Genomic DNA, 18,626 nt, shown 5'->3' on the forward strand with positions numbered 1-18,626 from the left:
CGGCCGGGGGACCAGACGCGCCGCACCTGGAGGGTCGTCCGTTGTTCAGTGTCACCGTCCGCGATCACATCATGATCGCCCACAGCTTCCGCGGCGAGGTCTTCGGACCCGCGCAGCGCCTGCACGGAGCGACGTTCCTCGTGGACGCCACCTTCCGCCGCGAGCAGCTGGACGACGACAACATCGTCGTCGACATCGGACTCGCCACGCAGGAACTCGGTGCCGTGGTCAGCGAGCTGAACTACCGCAACCTCGACAACGAGCCCGACTTCGCCGGGATCAACACGTCGACGGAGTTCCTGGCCAAGGTCGTCGCCGACCGGCTCGCGGAGCGGATCAGCAAGGGCGCGCTCGGTGAGGGCGCCCGGGGTATCGCCGCCATCGCCGTCACCCTGCACGAGTCGCACGTCGCCTGGGCGAGTTACGAGCGTGCGCTGTGACCGACGTGACCCTGGAGAAGGCCGTGCAGACCGTGCAGCAGGCCCCGCTCGCGTACGTGCCCGCGCAGGCACCGCTTCCCAAGATCGGCGGGATCATCCCCATGTCCCTGCGCTCCGTGCACTTCGTGATGCCGGGCGGGGTCGACGACCCGGCCAACCCGAGCGGCGGCAACGCCTACGACCGGCGCCTCTGCCTGGATCTGCCCGGCTTCGGCTGGCAGGTCCACAAGCACCTGGTGTCCGGTTCCTGGCCCCGCCCGGAGGCGGCCGCCCGCGCGGAACTGGCGCACACGCTGAGCGAGTTCCCCGACGGCACGGTCGTCCTTCTCGACGGGCTGGTCGCCTGCGGGGTCCCGGAGATCATCGCCCCCGAGGCGGAGCGGCTGCGGCTCGTCGTCCTCGTCCACCTTCCGCTCGGCGACGAACGGGGCATCGCGCCCGAGGTGGCGGCCGAACTCGACGCCAAGGAGCGGGCCGTGCTGCGGGCCGTCCCCGCCGTCGTCGCCACCAGCGACTGGGCGGTCCGCCGCCTCGTCTCCCACCACGGCCTCGCCCCCGAGCGCGTGCACGTCGCCGCCCCCGGCGCCGACATCGCCCCGCTCGCCTCCGGCACCGACGGCGTCTCCCGTCTGCTGTGCGTGGCCGCCGTGACCCCGCGCAAGGGCCAGCACCGTCTGGTGGAGGCGCTGGCCGCGGCGAGAGACCTGCCGTGGAGCTGCGTATGCGTGGGCGGCCTCGGGCAGGACCCGGAGTACGTCGCCCATCTGCGCGGCCTCATCGGCGAGTACGGCCTCCAGGACCGGCTGGAGCTCGCGGGCCCGAAGGCCGGCGCCGAGCTCGACGCGGCCTACGCCTCCGCCGACCTGATGGTCCTCACCTCCTACGCCGAGACCTACGGCATGGCCGTCACCGAGGCGCTGGCCCGTGGCATCCCCGTTCTCGCGACGGACGTCGGCGGTCTGCCCGAGGCGGTCGGCCGCGCCCCCGACGGCGGCGTCCCCGGCATCCTCGTCCCGCCGGAGGACCCGGCCGCCCTCGCGGCCGAACTGCGCGGCTGGTTCGGCGAGGCCGACGTACGGCGCCGTCTCAAGGCCGCCGCGCGAGGCCGCCGGGCGGCCCTGAACGGCTGGGCGACCACCGCCCAGAGCCTGGCCGGAGTCCTCGGCCGGCTTCCCAGCGAACCCCGGAGGGCGGCATGAGGAAGACGACGGCGACACCGGCCGACGTGGCACGACGCGTGGGCGGCATCCCGGCACAGCCGGGTCGGAAGGAGGCTGTTTCCGTGGTGGAGGCCGTTCCCGGCGGAGGATCCGTCGCGCGAGCACTGACCGCGTCGCAGCCGGAGGTTCCCGGCGCGGACTCCGGCGTGGAGAGCGTCATCGCCGGCGCCGGCCCCGTGGGCCGGTCCGGTGAGCGGCCCACCGTGCGGCTGCGGGACACCGGGCCGGACGAGCAGCCGCGCTACGCCCCCGAGTGGCTGGAGCTGCGCGAGCCCGCCGACGCCGCGGCCCGGTCGCTGGATCTGCTGGACCCGCTGCGGATCCGGCTCGCCAACCTGCCCGGCCGCAGCGGGCTGACCATCCACGACCTGGGCTGCGGCACCGGCTCGATGGGCCGCTGGCTGGCCCCCCGGCTGGACGGCGCCCAGCACTGGGTCCTGCACGACCGCGACCCCTACCTCCTGCACTTCGCGGCCGTCGCCTCCCCGCGGGCGGCCGCCGACGGCAGCCGGGTCACCGTCGAGACGCGGCGCGGCGACGTCGCCCGTCTCACCCCGGACGCCCTGCTCGGCGCCTCGCTGGTCACCGCCTCCGCGCTGCTCGACGTCCTCACCCGCGAGGAGATCGAGACGCTCGCGGCGGCCTGTGCGGGAGCGGGCTGCCCGGCGCTGCTGACGCTCTCGGTCGCCGGGCGCGTCGAACTCAGCACGCCGGACCCGCTGGACGCGGAGATCGCCGCCGCCTTCAACGACCACCAGCGGCGCGGCGGCCTCCTCGGCCCCGACGCGGTGACCGTCGCCTGCGAGGCGTTCGCCGCCCACGGCGCGACCGTCAAGGTGCACCCGAGCCCCTGGCGGCTCGGCCCCGAGAACGTCGGACTGACCGCCCAGTGGCTGCGCGGCTGGGTCGGCGCGGCCGTGGAGGAGCGCCCCCGACTGGCCGAGCGCGCCGAGTCCTACCTGGCCGCCCGGCTGGCGGCCTGCGCGGCCGGCGAACTGCACGTCACCGTCCACCACAGCGACCTGCTGGCACTGGCCCGGCCGACGGGCGGGGCGTGATGAGCGCGGAGACGGTGGGCCCACGGGTGCAGACCGCGGCGCCGGTGGTGTGGGGCGAGGGGACCAGGCCGGTCCTGCGACGGCCCCTGCGCAGCCCGTCGGTGGTCCGCACCGGCGCCGCCGTGTCCGAGGCCCGCATCGGCGTCATCGTGACCGGGCCGCGCACGAAGAAGCCCTCCCGGCTGCGTGCCCTGTTCGGCAACAGCGTCGTCCGCACGCACATCGGGACCGTCGCCGGGGTCGTCATCCTCACCGCCCTGCTGTGGCGGCTGGGCACCGGCGTCTTCCTCGACGGGCTGCGGCGGATCGACGTACCGACGCTGCTGGTGGCGCTCGCGACCGGCGCGGTCACCACCGTGTTCAGCGCCTGGCGGTGGGCACTGGTCGCCCGGGCGCTGCGGATCCGGCTGCCGCTCGGCCCGGCCGTCGCCGACTACTACCGGGCCCTGTTCCTCAACGCGGCCCTGCCCGGCGGCGTCCTGGGCGATGTGCACCGCGCGGTGCGGCACGGGCAGAGCGCCGGCGACGTCGGACGCGGCGTGCGGGCCGTCGTCCTGGAGCGCACCGCGGGACAGCTCGTGCTGGCCGTGGCAGGCGTAACGGTCCTGCTGACCCTGCCGTCCCCGGTCATGGAGGACGCCCGGCAGATCGCCGGGCCGGCCCTGCTGGCCGGGGTGGGCGCGCTCGCCGTCGTCCTCGCCGTCCGGATGAACTCCTCCGCGCCGCGCCGCGGCGGGAAGCTGCGGGCGACGCTGGCCGAGGCGCGCGAGGGACTGCTGTCGCGGCGCAACGGGCCGGGCGTCGCCGTGTCGTCGGCGGTCGTGCTGGCCGGGCACCTCGGCATGTTCGTCGTGGCCGCCCGGGTCGCCGGCTCCGGGGCATCCGTCCTCGCGCTGCTGCCGATCGCCGTCCTCGCCCTGCTCGCCATGGGCCTGCCGCTCAACGTCGGCGGCTGGGGCCCCCGCGAGGGCGTCACCGCCTGGGCGTTCGGCGCCGCCGGACTCGGCGCGAGCACCGGCCTCGCGGTGGCCGTCGTCTACGGAGTGCTCAGCTTCGTGGCGGCGCTGCCCGGGGCGGTCGTGCTGGTCGTCCGCTGGTACGCGGGGCTGCGGGCCGGAGCCGACGACGTGGCCGGCCCCGAGGGCGACGAGCGGCGCTACGACGACCGCACGGAGTCGCCCGCCGCGATGCCGTCCGCTGCGGCGTCCGCCTATTCGGCTGCCGATTCCGCTGATTCCGCCGAAGTCGCCGCCGTGACCGCCGAAGTCAGCAGCGAGAAATACGCGCCGAAGGAATCCGTCAGGCTCGCCAGGAGTTCCTTCCCCTTTTCCGCGGACCCCAGGGAAGGACGGCCGATGACGCCCGAATCGGTATAGGCGGACATTCCCAGCGTGAGTAGATGGCGACGGTCGTCCGCGACGAAATCGGCCGACTCGTAACCGGGCCGGACGAGTTCGGGGTGGGCGTGCAGCAGGATCGAGGTCTCGATCTCCCCGGCGTGCATGTCGGTGAGCAGCGAGGTCAGCGCCCCGGACCGCTCCAGCGCCGCCTCCCAGTCCTCCGGGGCCGGGAAGAGCGCCATCCGCTCACCGCGGGCGGAGGACTCCTGGACGACGTTGCCCAGGACGTAGTTCCCGCCGTGTCCGTTGACCAGCACCAGGGCCTCGACGCCCGAGCGGCGCAATGACGCCGCGATGTCCCGTACCACCGCGTGAAGGGTCACGGAGGAGATGCTGACGGTCCCCGGCCAGGCCGCGTGCTCGTGCGAGCAGGCGATGGTCACCGGCGGGAGGAGGTGCACCGGGTACGCCCCGGCGATCTCCCGGGCGATGGCGCAGGCGACCAGTGTGTCCGTGGCCAACGGCAGGTACGGACCGTGCTGTTCGAAGCTTCCGACGGGAAGGACCGCCACCTGCGTCGGGACGCCCGCGCCCCGGGTCCGTACGTCTTCGGTAGTGTCCGTCGGCACGAGTCCGTGCGCCGCCGACGCCGCCGACCGTATTTCCGAACCACTCATCTTTTCCCGGCCCTTCGTCTCTGCTTAGGAACCAGATCATGACAGATAACATTGGCGTACTCGGCACGAAGACCCCGCAGCGCACCGGTGTGGAACGCGTGGTGAATGCGCCATTGCCCACCGTGTACGGCAAATTCCAGGCGGTCGGCTACCTGGACCACGACCGCGGCGACGAACAGGTCGCCCTGGTCTACGGGGAGATCGGCGCCGAGGACGTGCTGACCCGGCTGCACTCGGAGTGCCTGACCGGCGACGCGTTCGGCTCCCAGCACTGCGAGTGCGGCGACCAGCTGGAGTCGGCGCTGCGGGCGGTCGTCGCCGAGGGCCGCGGCATAGTCGTCTACCTGCGCGGGCACGAGGGGCGCGGCATCGGGCTGCTGGGCAAGCTGCAGGCGATGGCGCTCCAGGCGGAGGGCCTGGACACGGTCGAGGCGAACGTGGCGCTCGGCTTCCCGGTGGACGCCCGCGACTACAAGGTGGCCGCCGACATCCTGCGCGACCTCGGCGTGCGTTCCGTCCGCCTGATGTCGAACAACCCGCGCAAGCGCGAGGCGCTGGTGGACAACGGCATCAAGGTCGCCGAGGAGGTGCCGCTGCTGATCGAGCCGTGCGAGAGCAACATCACCTACCTGCGCACCAAGCGGGAACGCCTGGACCACCGGCTGCCCCACCTGGACGCGGTGGCGCACTGGTCCTGAGCGCGCTTCGCACCGCCGCCCCGACGGGTAGGGATCACGACGGTCACGGCGTACGACAGCCTCGGCACCGGCAACCGGGCCGGGGCCGGCGCGATAAGGAGCCGCTCGCGTGAACACACATGCCTCGGTCGTCGTCATCGGCGGTGGGGTGATGGGCGCCAGCATCGCCTACCACCTCGCCGCCGCAGGCGTCCGTGACGTTCTGCTGCTCGAGCGGGACGAACTCGCCGCGGGCTCCACCTCCAAGGCCGCGGGCGGGGTGCGCGCCCAGTTCTCCGACGAGCTGAACATCCAGCTCGGGGCCCGCAGCCTGGAGGCGTTCGGGCGGTTCGGGGAGGAGATCGGGTACGACATCGGGCTGCACCGCGTCGGCTACCTCTTCCTGCTGTCCACGCCCGAGGAGGTCGCCTCCTTCGAGGCGGGGGTGCGGCTGCAGAACGCGCTCGGTGTGCCCAGCCGGATGATCGACCCGGCCGAGGCGCAGCGCCTCTCCCCGCTGATCGGGACCGACGGGTTACTCGCGGCCGCGTTCTCGCCGGACGACGGCCACTGCACACCGGAAGCCGTCGTCCACGGGTACGCGGCCGCCGCACGCCAGTGCGGTGCGCGCATCCTGCGGCGTACCGCCGTCACCGCCATCGAACGGCAGGGTGCCGCCATCACGGCCGTGCAGACCACCCTCGGCCGCATCACCACCAGCGCGGTGATCTGCGCAGCCGGCGCCTGGTCCAGGGCCGTCGGGGCGATGGCCGGAGTGGACCTGCCGGTGCAGCCGCTGCGCCGCCAGATCGCGGTCACCGAACCGGTCCCCGCCCTCCCGCCGGACCTCCCCATGACCATCGACTTCACCAGCAGCCTCTACTTCCACCGGGAGGGCCCCGGCCTCCTGGTCGGCATGTCCGACCCGGACGAACGCCCCGGCTTCGCCACCGACACCCACGACCGGTGGATCCCCCGCCTCGCCGCCGCCATGGAGCACCGCGCCCCCGCCCTCCTCGACCTGCGCCGCACGGGCGGCTGGGCGGGCCTGTACGAGGTCACCCCGGACCACAACGCCCTGATCGGCGAGGCGTCTTCGGTATCCCGTTTTCTGTACGCGACCGGCTTCTCCGGCCACGGTTTCCTCCAGGGGCCGGCGGTCGGCGAGGTCGTCCGCGACCTGTACCTCGGCCGCGTACCCTTCGTGGACGTCACCCCCCTGAGCGCCGACCGTTTCGCGGCCGACGCCCCGCGTCCGGAGGTCAACCGCGTATGACCGAACTGCACCTGTGGCTGCGTCACGAGGCCCGCACCACCGAACGGCGCACCCCGGTCGTCCCCGACGACGCCCGCCGCCTCATCGAGGCAGGCGTGCGCCTGACCGTCGAGGACTCCCCGCAGCGCATCCACCCGATCGAGGAGTACGAGGCCGCCGGCGCCCGGGTCGTCGCCGCGGGCTCCTGGGTGTCCGCCCCGCAGGACGCCGTCGTCCTCGGTCTGAAGGAACTACCGGATGAACCAAAGCAGTTGACTCACCGTCATATCTTCTTCGGGCACGCCTACAAGCAACAGCCGGGCGCGGCGGACCTGTTGCGCCGGTTCGCCGCCGGGGGAGGGGCGCTCCTCGACCTGGAGTACCTGGCCGACGACCACGGGCGCCGCCTCGCTGCCTTCGGCTACTGGGCGGGCTACCTGGGCGCGGCACTGGCGGTCCTCCAGCACCGGGGCAGGCTCACCGCGCCCCTGCGCCCCACCGGCAAGGACGAGTTGGACGAGACGCTGCGTCCGGCCCCCGGCGACGAGGAGTTCACCGCCCTCGTCGTCGGCGCCCTGGGCCGCAGCGGCCGGGGCGCGCGGGCCGCGTTCACCACGGCCGGCGCCGACCCCACCTGCTGGGACCTGGCCGAGACCCGCGACCTGGACCGCGCCGCCCTGCTGGCCCACGACGTGGTGGTCAACTGCGTGCTCGCCACGACCCCGGTGCCGCCGTTCGTCCGGGAGGAGGACCTCGACGACCCGGCCCGCCGGCTGCGCACCCTCTCCGACGTCACCTGCGACGTGGGCTCGCCGCTCAATGTCCTGCCGGTGTACGACCGCACCACCGAGTGGACGGACCCCGTGCGCCGTCTGCGCAAGGAACCTCCGCTGGACCTGATCGCCATCGACAACCTGCCGTCCTTGCTGCCGCGCGAGTCCAGCGCCGACTTCTCGGCGGCCCTGACGCCCCACCTGCTGGACTTCGGCGTCGGCGGACCATGGGGCCGCTGTCTGGACCGCTTTCGCGAGGCCGGCCGTGAACTCGGTCTGACAGAAGGGGAGTTCGGACATGCCTGACCTCGTTCCCGTAACCGGCACCGTCCACTGGGTCGGCGCCGGCCTCTCCACCGGCAGCGGCCTGGCCGCCCTGTGCGAGCACACCGACCGGGTACGGCTCTGGCACCGCACGGCGCGGCGAGCCGCCGAGGCCCTCGACCGGCTCGGCCTCACCGGGCGCGCCGAGCCGCGCGCCTACACCCTCGACGCGCTCACGGCCGAACTGGCCCCCGGGGACGTCGTCGTGTCGATGCTCCCCGCACCCGAACACGCGCCGCTGCTGTCGGCGTGCGTGGCCCGCCGGGCCCACTTCGCCTGCTCCAGCTATGTCTCGGACGCCGTCCTGGAGCAGGTGGCCGCCGCCGAGGAGGCCGGCCTCGTCGTCCTCACCGAGGCCGGACTCGACCCGGGCATCGACCACCTCTTCGCGCACAGCCTCGTCGCCCGCGCCCGGAAGGCGGTCGGCGACGACACGGCGGCCTCGTACCGTCTCACCTCGTACTGCGGAGGCATCCCCGCCGTCCCCAACGACTTCAGGTACCGCTTCAGCTGGGCACCCCTCGGCGTCCTCAACGCGCTCCGCTCGCCCGCCCGTTACGTGGACGGCGGTACCGAGACCGTCGTCGACCGGCCCTGGGAGGCCACCCGGAAGCACGTCGTCGGCGGGGCGGGCGAGGAGACCTTCGAGGTCTATCCCAACCGCGACAGCGTCCCGTTCATCGAGCAGTACGAACTGCCGCGGGCCTGGAAGCCGACGACCTTCGTGCGCGGCACGCTGCGTCTGGACGGCTGGCTGCGCGCCTGGGACACCGTGTTCGAGGAACTGAAGGCGGGCGACGACACCCGGATCACCGCCCTGGCCCGGGAGCTGGCGGCCACCCATCCCACCACGGACGCGGACCGCGACCGGGTGGTCCTCGCGGTGTCCCTGGAGGTGGACGCCGACAACGGCGTCGAGTGGTCCGGGAGTTTTCTCCTGGACCTGGAGGGCGACGCCCGGGAGAGCGCCATGGCCCGCTGCGTCTCCCGCCCCCTCGCCCTCGGCGTCCGGCACATCCTGGACGGCTCGCTGCCGCCGGGGCTGAGCCGCGCGGCCGAGACGGCGGCGAGGTCCGAGAAGTGGCTGAGGGAACTCGCCGACGAGGGGCTGGAGTTCACACTGCGGGCCGACGGCTGACCCGGCCCGCGTAGGCCGACGGGACTGCGCGGCCGTCGGCTCAGCCCGTGACCGCCTCGTGGACCAGCCGCTTGAGGTCGGGGTACAGCTTCAGGGACTTCCTCGGCCTCAGCTGGGTCAGGAACTGGACGGTCAGATCGTGGGCCGGGTCGACCCAGAACGTCGTCGTGGCGACGCCGCTCCAGCCGTAGGTGCCGAGGCCGGCAGGGGCCTGGGTGCGCTCCGGGTCGGTGACCACGGAGACGCCGAGGCCGAAGCCGACTCCGTCGTTGCCGGGTTCGTCGTGGGCGGGGCGGCTGCCGAAGGCTCGCAGGTCGGCACCGCCGGGGAGGTGGTTGCGGGTCATCAGATCGACCGTCTCCGGCGCGAGGAGGCGGACGCCGTCGAGTTCCCCGCGCCGGCGCAGCAACTCGGTGAAGCGGTGGATGTCGTATGCGGTCGCCACCATGCCACCGCTGCCCGACAGGAACCGCGGCCGGCCGAACAGCGGCAGGCCCGGGATCGGCTCGATGCGGCCGTCGTCGGTGTCGCTGTACAGCTCCGCAAGTCGGCCGGCCTGCTCGTCCGTGACCTGGAAACCCGCGTCCGGCATGCCGAGCGGGCGGAAGATCCGCTCCGCGAGGAACTCGTCCAGGGGGCGGCCGGAGACGACCTCGATGATCCGGCCCAGGACATTGGTGGACACCGAGTAGTTCCACTGCGTGCCCGGCTCGAACTGCAACGGCAGCCGCGCATAAGCCTCCACCGTCCTGGCCAGGTCCGAGCCCGGCAGCACCGCCGACTCCAGACCGGCCTCGCGGTAGAGCGCGTCGACGGGGTGGCAGTGGTAGAAGGCGAAGGTCAGACCCGCGGTGTGGGTCATGAGGTGCTTCACGAGCAGAGGTTGCTCGACCGGGCGGGTGGTGAGGCCGACGCCGGAGCCGCCCGCGTACACCCGCTGGTCGGCGAAGGCCGGGAGATGATCGGCGACCGGGTCGTCGAGACTCAGCCGGCCCTCCTCCATCAGTATCAGCGCGGCGACCGAGGTGACCGGCTTGGTCATCGAGTAGATCCGGTAGAGGGTGTCGGGCTCGACGGGCAGCCCGGCGGCGATGTCGCGGAGGCCGTGCGCGGTGACGTGTGCGACCCGGCCCCCGCGGGAGACGGCCACGAGGAATCCGGGCAGGCGCCCTTCGTCGACATAGTGGGCGACGTGCTGGTCGAGGCGGTCCAGCGCCTTCGCGTCCAGCCCGACCTCGCTCGGGTCGACCTCTTGTCGCAGCAGTGCCATCGTTCTCCTCCGGTGCGCTCGATCAAGGTGCGGTCCCGGCCTACCCCGCCCGGACGACCTCAGACCTCATGGTCGCGTAGGGAACGCGTGTGCGGACCCCTTTCGACGCCCTGACCGGTGTGCGTTGTGTCGCTTCCACCTGCCGGGGAACCGCCGGAAGGGGTGGAAGGCCCGGGGCGCGTACGGGTCGGCAGCGCCCGGCAGAGGGACAGCGCGTGCGCGGCCGCGCACGCCGGCAACAGGAGGGGCGAGCGCGCCGCTCCGAGGCCCATGAGCACGGTCGCCGACGCCATGCCCGGCACCGGCCCCACGCTCATCGCCGTCGGCTGCAACCCGCCCGCGACCCCGGCCGACTCCGCGGGAGCCTGGCGTACGACGACACGGGTCGCCGCGATCATGACGGAGTCGAACCCGGCGCCCAGCAGCGCGAACCCGGCGCAGAAGGCGGCCGGGGCGCAGGCCAGGGCGAGCACGAGGAGGCCGGTGGCCAGGGCGGCGGTCGCCCCCGCGACCGTGGCGCGGGCGCCGGCCCGGCGCAGCAGGACGGCGGAGGCGGGCGCGGCGGCCACTCAGCGGCCCCGCCGGCGGCAGGCTGAGCAGCGCGCTGCGCAGCGGGGTCGGTCCCAGGTCGTCCAGGAGGACGCAGACACAGGCGAACAGCCCGCCGTCGAGGGCCGCCGACGCGACGACGAGCACCCCGAGCGCCCCGCCCATCGCCGGAGGGCCGACCACGTCCGGTGGCAGCAGCGGAGAAGCGGTGCGACGTTCGTGCCGTACGAAGGCGGCGCCGTTGAGGAGGGCGACCGGCGCCGACCACGTGAGGCCGGGGATCGTGACGAGGGTGTGCACCGGGCAGGCCAGGGCCACGGCGAGCAGCAGGGCGCCGGGGATGTCGAGCGGGACGTCCGAGGACGGGCGGGGCCGGTCGTGACCGTGGTCGCGGTCCAGGTTTCTGTCCAGGTCCTGGGAGGTGAGGGCGAGTGCGCCGAACAGCAGCGTGGGAGCGGGCGCACGGCATCCCGAAGGGCGCCGATGACGGCTGGCGGACAGGGCTGTCCTGCGAGCCCACCTCATCCGTGCCACGCCATACCCGAGCCCCCGGAGCCGTGAAGGCGACCGGGGGCTCGGAAGGGCGACGGGGGGCTCGGGAGGGCGGAAGACCGGGAGTTCGGGGCAGGGTCGGGTGTGACCCGGGAATCAGGCAGTAACCGTTTCCGGCTGTGACGCCTCCCGTGCGTCCCGTTCGCCGAGCAGTTCCGTCGGGACCTTCGCGGTCTCCCGGGCGGACAGCACCGCGATCACCGGCGGGACGCACAGTGCCGCCGTGAAGAGGGCCACCGAGGACCAGTCGTCGCCGTCCGGGCCCGCGATCTGCGCGGCGAAGGTGACCGCGAAGCCGGCCACGGCGAAGCCGATCTGGGTGCCGATCGCCATGCCGGACAGGCGGACGCGCGTGGAGAACATCTCGCCGTAGAAGGAGGGCCACACGCCGTTGGCGGCGCTGTAGACCACACCGAAGGTGACGATGCCCAGGAGCAGGATCAGCGGGTAGGAGCCGGTGGAGATCGCCCACAGGTAGGCGAACATCATCACCGCGCTGCCGGCCGCGCCGATCAGGTACACCGGACGGCGGCCGATGCGGTCGGACAGCGTGGCCCACAGGGGGATGGCCGCCAGCGCCACCAGGTTCGCCAGCGCGCCCACCCACAGCATGGAGGAGCGGCTCATGCCGACCGAGTCGCCGGTCGCGTACGCCAGCGCCCACACCGTGAAGATGGTGCTGACCGAGGCGACCAGCGCACCCGCGATCACCCGCAGGACGTCCGCCCAGTGCTCGCGCAGCAGCACCGCCAGCGGCAGCTTGACGACCTCGCCGGTGGCCTGCTGGGCCGCGAAGGCCGGGGTCTCCTCCAGCTTGCGGCGGATGACGTAGCCGACGACGGCGACCGCGATGCTCAGCCAGAACGGCACCCGCCAGCCCCAGGACAGCAACTGGTCCTCGGGGAGGGCCGCGATCGGGATGAAGACGAGCGTGGCGAGGAGCTGACCGCCCTGGGTGCCGCTCAGGGTGAAACTGGTGAAGAAGCCGCGCCGGTGCGACGGTGCGTGTTCCAGCGTCATCGAGTTGGCGCTGGCCTGCTCGCCGGCCGCGGAGATGCCCTGCAGGACACGGCACAGCACCAGCAGGACCGGCGCGAGACCGCCGACCTGGGCGCGGGTGGGCAGACAGCCGATGAGGAACGTCGAGACGCCCATCAGGATCAGCGTGAAGACCATGATCTTCTTGCGGCCGACCCGGTCGCCGAAGTGCCCGAGGAAGAGCGCGCCGACGGGACGGGCCGCGTAGGCGACGCCGAACGTGGCCAGCGACAGCAGGGTCGCGGTGGCCGGATCGGACTCGTCGAAGAAGACCTTCGGGAAGATCAGGGCTGCCGCGCTGCCGTAGATGAAGAAGTCGTAGTACTCCAGGGCGCTGCCGATCCAGGCCGCCGTGGCGGCTTTCTTCGGCTGGCCGGGGGGTGCGGCGGAGGGGACGGACACGGCGTGCTCCTTCGGGGGAACTCCAACTTAGGCGGAGTGAGCGATGGGGAGAAGTGCCGGATCCCAGGGATGGCGGGACGGCCCGGCCGTGCCGGGCGCGCTCCGGCTAATTAACCCACTAGGTAGTTAGTGGTGATGGGTAGGGATGTTGCGCCCGCGTTTCCCGGGTGTCAAGAGGCCGCGCATACGCCGCTCGGCCCGCTCGGTCCGCCCGGCCCGCTCGGGCGGCTCGGTCCGCCCAGCCCGCTCGGTCCGCCCAGCCCGCTCGGTCCGCCCGGCCCGCTCAGTCGGCCGTCCGCTCCGCCGTCAGATAGGCGATCACCATGTCGCCGAGCATGGTGCGGTAGTGCTCGCGCTGGGCGGGGTCGACCAGGTCGCGCCCGAACAGCGCGCCGAACGTGTGCCGGTTTGCCACCCGGAAGAAGCAGAACGAGCTGATCATCGCGTGCAGGTCGACGGCGTCCACCTCGGCCGTGAACAGGCCGGACTCCTGCCCGGAGGTCAGGATGCGGCGGATCACGTCGAGCGCCGGGGAGCCGATCCGGCCGAGCTTCTCGGAGGCGGCGATGTGCTCGGCCTCGTGGATGTTCTCGATGCTCACCAGGCGGATGAAGTCGGGGTGCTGCTCGTGGTGGTCGAAGGTCAGCTCCGCCAGCCGGCGGATGGCCGCGACCGGGTCGAGGTGCTCGACGTCGAGCCGCTGCTCGGCCTCGCGGATCACGCCGTACGCCCGCTCCAGGACGGCCGTGAACAGCTGCTCCTTGCCGCCGAAGTAGTAGTAGATCATCCGCTTCGTGGTGCTGGTGCGGGCGGCGATGTCGTCCACCCGGGCCCCGGCGTAGCCGACCCGGGCGAACTCCTGGGTCGCCACGTCGAGGATTTCGGCCCGGGTCCGGGCGGCGTCGCGCAGCCGCCCGTTGCCGTGGGGTCGTGCCGGTTCGTCGACGCTGGTCATCGGGTTCCTTCGGGCGGTAGTGCGCTGCATGGTCGCGTGACGGGATTCTAGAAGCCCGGTCCGGTCCCGTGGTGAGGGAGGCCTTCCCTCGCGGCCTCCATGGTGTTATGACTAACTCACTAGTTCGTACATTGATCGACGCACAGGAGGTCCGTCGTGGCCGTTGTCTCCCAGGACTCGTATCTCGTCGGGCTGATCGGTTCCGGCATCGGCCCGTCCCTCAGTCCGGCGCTGCACGAGCGGGAGGCCGACCGGCAGGGGCTGCGCTACCTGTACCGCCTCATCGACATCGACGCGCTCGGGATCGGCCCCGAGGCGGTGGGCGACCTGGTGCGCGCCGCGCGCGACCTCGGCTTCGACGGACTCAACATCACGCACCCGTGCAAGCAGCTGGTCATCCCGCACCTCGACGCGCTCTCCCCGCAGGCCGAGGCGCTGGGCGCGGTCAACACCGTCGTCTTCGAGAACGGCCGGGCCGTCGGCCACAACACCGACGTAACCGGTTTCGCGGCCTCGTTCGCGCGTGGACTGCCGGACGTCCCGCTGGAGCGGGTCGTGCAGCTGGGCGCGGGCGGTGCCGGCGCGGCCGTCGCGCACGCCACGCTCACCCTCGGCGCCGGGCGGGTCACCGTCGTCGACGCGCTGCCCGACCGGGCCGCGGACCTCGCCGGTTCCCTGAACCGCCACTTCGGGCCCGGCCGGGCCGCGTCCGCCACCCCGGACCGGCTGGCCGACCTGCTCGCGCGGGCCGACGGCGTCGTGCACGCCACCCCCACCGGCATGGCCGCCCACCCCGGCCTGCCGGTCCCCGCGGAGGTGCTGCGCCCCGGCCTGTGGGTCGCCGAGGTCGTCTACCGCCCCCTGGAGACCGAGCTGCTGCGCACCGCCCGCGCGGCCGGCTGCGCCACTTTGGACGGAGGAGGGATGGCCGTCTTCCAGGCCGCGGACGCGTTCCGTCTCTTCACCGGCCGTGAGCCCGACAGTGCCCGCATGCTCGCCGACATCGCCGAGCTGGCCGGCGCCGTCGCCGCCCCGAAGTAACCAGAAACCGGAGGTGTCCAGGTGCGTACGTCCATAGCAACCGTTTCCCTCAGCGGATCCCTCACCGAGAAGCTCACGGCCGCCGCCCGGGCCGGTTTCGACGGCGTCGAGATCTTCGAGAACGACCTGCTCGCCAGCTCCCTCGCCCCCGAGGAGATCCGGGCCCGCTGCGCCGATCTCGGCCTCACCATCGACCTCTACCAGCCGATGCGGGACATCGAGGCCGTGCCCGCCGAGCAGTTCGCCCGCAACCTGCGCCGCGCCCGGCACAAGTTCGAGGTGATGGGCAGGCTCGGCGCGGACACCGTCCTGGTCTGCTCCAGCGTCTCCCCGCTCGCCGCGGACGACGACGCCCTCGCCGCCGAGCAGCTGAGCCGACTGGCCGACCTGGCCCAGGACTTCGGCATCCGGGTCGCCTACGAGGCGCTCGCCTGGGGACGGCACGTCAGCACGTACGACCACGCCTGGCGCATCGTCGAGACCGCCGGCCACCCCGCGCTCGGCACCTGCCTGGACAGCTTCCACATCCTCTCCCGGAGCTCCGACCCCAAGGACCTCGAAGGCATCGCGGACATCCCCGGCGAGAAGATCTTCTTCCTCCAGCTGGCCGATGCCCCGCTGCTCGGCATGGACGTTCTGCAGTGGAGCCGCCACCATCGCTGCTTCCCCGGCCAGGGCGGCTTCGACGTCGCCGGGCTGGTGAAACACGTGCTGCGCACCGGTTACGGCGGCCCGCTCTCCCTGGAGGTCTTCAACGACGTCTTCCGGCAGGCCGAGGCCGGCCCGACCGCCGTGGACGGCCGCCGCTCCCTGCTGATCCTCCAGGAGGAGGCCGGCATCGAGGCCCTGCCCGTGCCCGCCGCCCCGACCGGTGTCGCCTTCGCCGAACTGGTCACCCGCGACGCCGAACCCGTCGTCGCCGTCCTCACCGGCCTCGGCTTCGCCCGTACCGCCCGCCATCGCGGCAAACCGGTCGAGCTGTGGGAGCAGGGCGCCGCCCGCATCCTGCTCAACACCGGCCCGGCGGCCTTCCCCCACTCTCGGCTTGCCTCGCGCGGGGGGAACCCCACCGACGGCACCACCCTCGCCGCGATCGGCCTGGAGTCACCGGACCCGGCCGCCGCCGCCCGACGCGCGGAGGCCCTGCTCGCCCCCGTGCTGCCCCGCCGCCGTGCCGCCGAGGACGCCCCGCTGGACGCCGTCGCCGCCCCCGACGGCACCGAGCTCTTCCTGTGCGCGACGAACCGGCCCGAACTGCCCAACTGGCGCGCCGACTTCGAGGACGTCCCCCACAGCCCCGCCCCCTCCGACGACTTCCGCATCGACCACGTGGCGCTCACTCAGCCCTGGCATCACTTCGACGAGGCGGTCCTCTTCCACCGCGGTGTCCTCGGCCTCGACGCCCAGGAGAGCGTCGACGTCGCCGACCCCTACGGGCTGCTGCGCAGCCGCGCCGTCACCAACGCCGACGGCAGTGTCCGCTTCCCGCTCACCGTCGGCGCGGCCCCCGGCGACGGCACCGCCCAGGCCCGGCACATCGCGCTGGCCACCGACGACGTGGTCGCCGCGGCCCGCCGCTTCACCGAGGCCGGCGGCCGCCTGCTGCGCATCCCCACGAACTACTACGACGACCTCGCGGCCCGCTTCGAATTCGCCGACGGCGAGCTGGAGACCTACCGCGACCTCGGCATCCTCTACGACCGGGACGCGCACGGCGTCTTCCGGCACTGCTACACGCACACCGTCGGCCGCGTGTTCCTCGAACTGGTCCAGCGCGACGGCGGATACCAGGGCTACGGCGCCGCCAACGCGCCGGTGCGGCTCGCCGCGCAGCACGCCGTGCGCCTGCCTACTGCCGGCTGACCGTCCTGGTCACACCGGCGACGACCGTCGTCGCCAGGATCCAGCCGGTGACGATGAGGACGTAGGACAGCGTCTGGTACCAGCCGGTCGGCGCGAACGCGTCCTCCTGCCCGAAGGAGATCACCGGCAGCAGCAGATCGAGGGTGTAGAAAACCGGGTTGAACTGGGGTGCCTCGCCCGCCTTGAGCGCGGGCGGGTGGTGTCCCGCGTACGCGATCGAGCCGACGGCGAGCAGCGACAGCAGCCAGACGGCGGCACGCAGCGGGCGGAAGCCGTAGCCGACGGCGGCGTCCTGGAGCCGGCCCCATACCTTCCCGTACCAGGGGAGCGTGGACCGGCGGCGGCGCTGCTTTGCGAGCTGGACGAGCCGGGCGGCCTGGTCGTCGCCGATGCGCCGGTACGCGGCGGTGAGCTGCTCGTAGGCGTGCGGGTCGAACCCTTCCCCGTCGCGCTCCAGCATCGGCAGCCGACGATCGGCGGGCTCGTGCGGGGTGAGGAATGTGTAGGTGAGGTCGAGGAGGCGGACCTGGTCGGGCAGCATCTCGGGCTCCACGTCGAGCTGGTTGATCGTGGCGCGCCGCAGGTTCAGCATGCCCTGAACGGGGGCGCCCCGGCGCAGCCAGAACTCGCCGATCACACAACTGCTGGCGCGCAGGGCGGTGCCGCCGGGGTTGGACAGGCGGGCGTCCAGCAGATCCACCCGGCCGGGGACGCGGGCGCCCCGCAGGTCGATGCGGCCTTCGGCGCGCAGGCGTCGGCCCAGCAGGTTCGCGCCCAGCTCCAGCGCCTCGGCTTCCAGGACGTTGGCGCCGGGGTTGCTCAGCTCGGCTCCCTCCAGATCCAGCGAGCCGGCCACGCTGGCCCCGTCGAGCCGGATCAGTCCCTGTGCGCGAAGGCCCCGGGCGCACAGGTCGTCGTCGACGGCGACCTGGTTGAGCTGCAGCACCGGCTGTCCGGCAGTCTGGCCGGCGACCTCCGCCCCCTCCAGGAACAGCGCCCCGCTGATCTGCGCTCCGTCGAGACGCACCGGCCCGCCGAAGCGGCAGCGCGTCAGCCGCAGGCTGCCGTCGATCCGGGCCCGTGTCACCGACAGGCCGGGCATCGCGGAGTCACGCAGGCTGAGGTAGCGCAGGTGGGCGCCGACGAAGTCCGGGGCGTTCTCGAAGCGGCAGTGGGTCAGGTGGATGACGCTGTCGACCGTGGCGTAGCGCAGTTCCAGCGCGCCGGTGACGCCGGCTCCTCGCACCTTGAGGGCCGCTATCTCCCCAGGTTCCTGAGGGCCGTTGAGGAGCAGCGCCCGCAACACCACGGCCCGTACCGTCTGTTCGCCGCTCTCACGGAGGTCGACCTCCGCCCCCGTGGCGAAGGCCCGCCAGAGTCGCTGTTCGGCCGGTGTCAGATCGTTGATCTCCATCAGCGGCGACTCTGGCGGGCCTTGTCGAGCGGTGTCAACCGGCTATGCGCGCACGTTCCATTCGGCGACGACGGGCCGCCCGTGCTCCGTCGACAGCCGGCTGATGGTGCCCGTCGACAGCTGGAACAACCGGCCCTCGGCGGGCGGGAGTCCGAGCCGACGGGCCGTCAGGACGCGCAGGAAGTGGCCGTGTGCGACCAGCACGGCGTCACCGCCGCAGCTCTGGAGCGCGGCGTCCACCCGGGACAGCACCCGGTCGGCGCGCAGCCCGGTCTCCTCGGGAGACTCGCCGGGGTGGCCTTCGGGGCCGGGCGGTACGCCGTCGGTCCACAGGTCCCAGGTGGGACGGGTGCGGTGGATCTCGATGGTGGTGATGCCCTCGTAGGCGCCGTAGTCCCACTCGTGCAGGTCCGGTTCGGGCACGGCCCCGGCGACGCCCGCGAGTTCGGCGGTGCGGACCGCTCGGTGCAGCGGGCTGGTCAGGGCGAGGCAGAAGGTCCGGCCGGAGAGGAGCGGGGCGAGGGACTTGGCCTGTTCCTCGCCGTGTTCGGTGAGGGGCAGATCGGTCCAGCTGGTGTGCTGTCCCGACACGCTCCACTCCGTCTCCCCGTGGCGGACCAGCAGAAGATCCCCCACGGCA

At 73.1% G+C, this 18,626-nt stretch carries 16 protein-coding genes and 1 pseudogene; 10 read left to right on the forward strand and 7 right to left on the reverse strand.

Annotation, left to right across the window (positions count from 1 at the left end; translation table 11 throughout):
• Nucleotides 1-41: 41 nt before the first annotated feature.
• From OG289_RS41530 to OG289_RS41545, 4 genes and pseudogenes are all read left to right on the forward strand, one after another.
• Nucleotides 42-440: a 6-pyruvoyl trahydropterin synthase family protein gene (locus OG289_RS41530; protein ID WP_327319163.1), complete on the forward strand. Its 399-nt coding sequence runs from the start codon at nt 42-44 to the stop codon at nt 438-440.
• Nucleotides 437-1,639: a glycosyltransferase family 4 protein gene (locus OG289_RS41535; protein WP_327319164.1), complete on the forward strand. Its 1,203-nt coding sequence runs from the start codon at nt 437-439 to the stop codon at nt 1,637-1,639. The genes OG289_RS41530 and OG289_RS41535 overlap by 4 nt, the downstream gene beginning before the upstream one ends.
• Nucleotides 1,636-2,718: a trans-aconitate methyltransferase gene (locus OG289_RS41540; protein ID WP_327319165.1), complete on the forward strand. Its 1,083-nt coding sequence runs from the start codon at nt 1,636-1,638 to the stop codon at nt 2,716-2,718. The genes OG289_RS41535 and OG289_RS41540 overlap by 4 nt, the downstream gene beginning before the upstream one ends.
• Nucleotides 2,718-3,779, forward strand: a pseudogene (locus OG289_RS41545) (lysylphosphatidylglycerol synthase transmembrane domain-containing protein); the annotation flags it as partial. The gene OG289_RS41540 and the pseudogene OG289_RS41545, both read left to right, overlap by 1 nt.
• A 149-nt stretch (nt 3,780-3,928) precedes the next feature.
• Here the strand turns inward: OG289_RS41545 and OG289_RS41550 are convergent.
• Nucleotides 3,929-4,735 carry a creatininase family protein gene (locus OG289_RS41550; protein WP_327319166.1) on the reverse strand — a complete coding sequence of 269 codons (807 nt, stop codon included), beginning with the start codon at nt 4,733-4,735 and terminating at the stop codon, nt 3,929-3,931.
• A 38-nt stretch (nt 4,736-4,773) separates the two neighbouring features.
• Here OG289_RS41550 and ribA point away from each other — a divergent pair, with 38 nt between their 5' ends.
• The 4 genes from ribA (at nt 4,774) to OG289_RS41570 (ending at nt 8,902) form a co-directional block, all read left to right on the forward strand.
• Entirely contained in the window at nt 4,774-5,433 is a 660-nt protein-coding gene (gene ribA, locus OG289_RS41555; protein ID WP_327319167.1) for a GTP cyclohydrolase II, read from the forward strand.
• A 109-nt stretch (nt 5,434-5,542) separates the two neighbouring features.
• On the forward strand, nt 5,543-6,688 hold the full coding sequence (locus tag OG289_RS41560; protein ID WP_327319168.1) for an NAD(P)/FAD-dependent oxidoreductase: 1,146 nt from the start codon (nt 5,543-5,545) through the stop codon (nt 6,686-6,688).
• The gene (locus tag OG289_RS41565) at nt 6,685-7,746 is read left to right on the forward strand and encodes a saccharopine dehydrogenase (RefSeq protein WP_327319169.1); all 1,062 of its coding nucleotides are present in this window, start codon (nt 6,685-6,687) and stop codon (nt 7,744-7,746) included. Before OG289_RS41560 ends, OG289_RS41565 begins: the two co-directional genes overlap by 4 nt.
• Nucleotides 7,739-8,902 carry a saccharopine dehydrogenase family protein gene (locus tag OG289_RS41570; protein WP_327319170.1) on the forward strand — a complete coding sequence of 388 codons (1,164 nt, stop codon included), beginning with the start codon at nt 7,739-7,741 and terminating at the stop codon, nt 8,900-8,902. Before OG289_RS41565 ends, OG289_RS41570 begins: the two co-directional genes overlap by 8 nt.
• 40 nt (nt 8,903-8,942) lie before the next feature.
• Here OG289_RS41570 and OG289_RS41575 read toward each other — a convergent pair whose 3' ends face one another.
• The 4 genes from OG289_RS41575 to OG289_RS41590 form a co-directional block, all read right to left on the reverse strand.
• Nucleotides 8,943-10,172, reverse strand: coding sequence for a serine hydrolase domain-containing protein (locus tag OG289_RS41575; protein ID WP_327319171.1), 1,230 nt, complete (start codon nt 10,170-10,172; stop codon nt 8,943-8,945).
• Between the two features lie 59 nt (nt 10,173-10,231).
• A complete protein-coding gene (locus OG289_RS41580; protein ID WP_327319172.1) occupies nt 10,232-10,741 on the reverse strand; it encodes a hypothetical protein in 510 nt (169 codons plus the stop codon).
• Nucleotides 10,742-11,369: 628 nt separating this feature from the next.
• Nucleotides 11,370-12,713, reverse strand: coding sequence for an MFS transporter (locus OG289_RS41585; protein ID WP_327319173.1), 1,344 nt, complete (start codon nt 12,711-12,713; stop codon nt 11,370-11,372).
• Nucleotides 12,714-12,996: 283 nt separating this feature from the next.
• Nucleotides 12,997-13,668, reverse strand: coding sequence for a TetR/AcrR family transcriptional regulator (locus tag OG289_RS41590; RefSeq protein WP_327319174.1), 672 nt, complete (start codon nt 13,666-13,668; stop codon nt 12,997-12,999).
• Nucleotides 13,669-13,824: 156 nt separating this feature from the next.
• Between OG289_RS41590 and OG289_RS41595 the strand changes: the two genes are divergently transcribed.
• Entirely contained in the window at nt 13,825-14,709 is an 885-nt protein-coding gene (locus OG289_RS41595; RefSeq protein ID WP_327319175.1) for a shikimate dehydrogenase, read from the forward strand.
• Nucleotides 14,710-14,730: 21 nt separating this feature from the next.
• A complete protein-coding gene (locus tag OG289_RS41600; protein WP_327319176.1) occupies nt 14,731-16,572 on the forward strand; it encodes a bifunctional sugar phosphate isomerase/epimerase/4-hydroxyphenylpyruvate dioxygenase family protein in 1,842 nt (613 codons plus the stop codon).
• Here the strand turns inward: OG289_RS41600 and OG289_RS41605 are convergent.
• Complete coding sequence (locus OG289_RS41605; protein ID WP_327319177.1) at nt 16,559-17,986, reverse strand: membrane-associated oxidoreductase; 1,428 nt, start codon at nt 17,984-17,986, stop codon at nt 16,559-16,561. The two genes, OG289_RS41600 and OG289_RS41605, sit on opposite strands and share 14 nt — an antisense overlap.
• 42 nt (nt 17,987-18,028) lie before the next feature.
• The gene (locus tag OG289_RS41610; RefSeq protein ID WP_327319178.1) at nt 18,029-18,622 is read right to left on the reverse strand and encodes a histidine phosphatase family protein; all 594 of its coding nucleotides are present in this window, start codon (nt 18,620-18,622) and stop codon (nt 18,029-18,031) included.
• Nucleotides 18,623-18,626 lie beyond the last annotated feature (4 nt).

The sequence above is a fragment of the Streptomyces sp. NBC_01235 genome, assembly GCF_035989285.1.
GTDB lineage: Bacteria > Actinomycetota > Actinomycetes > Streptomycetales > Streptomycetaceae > Streptomyces.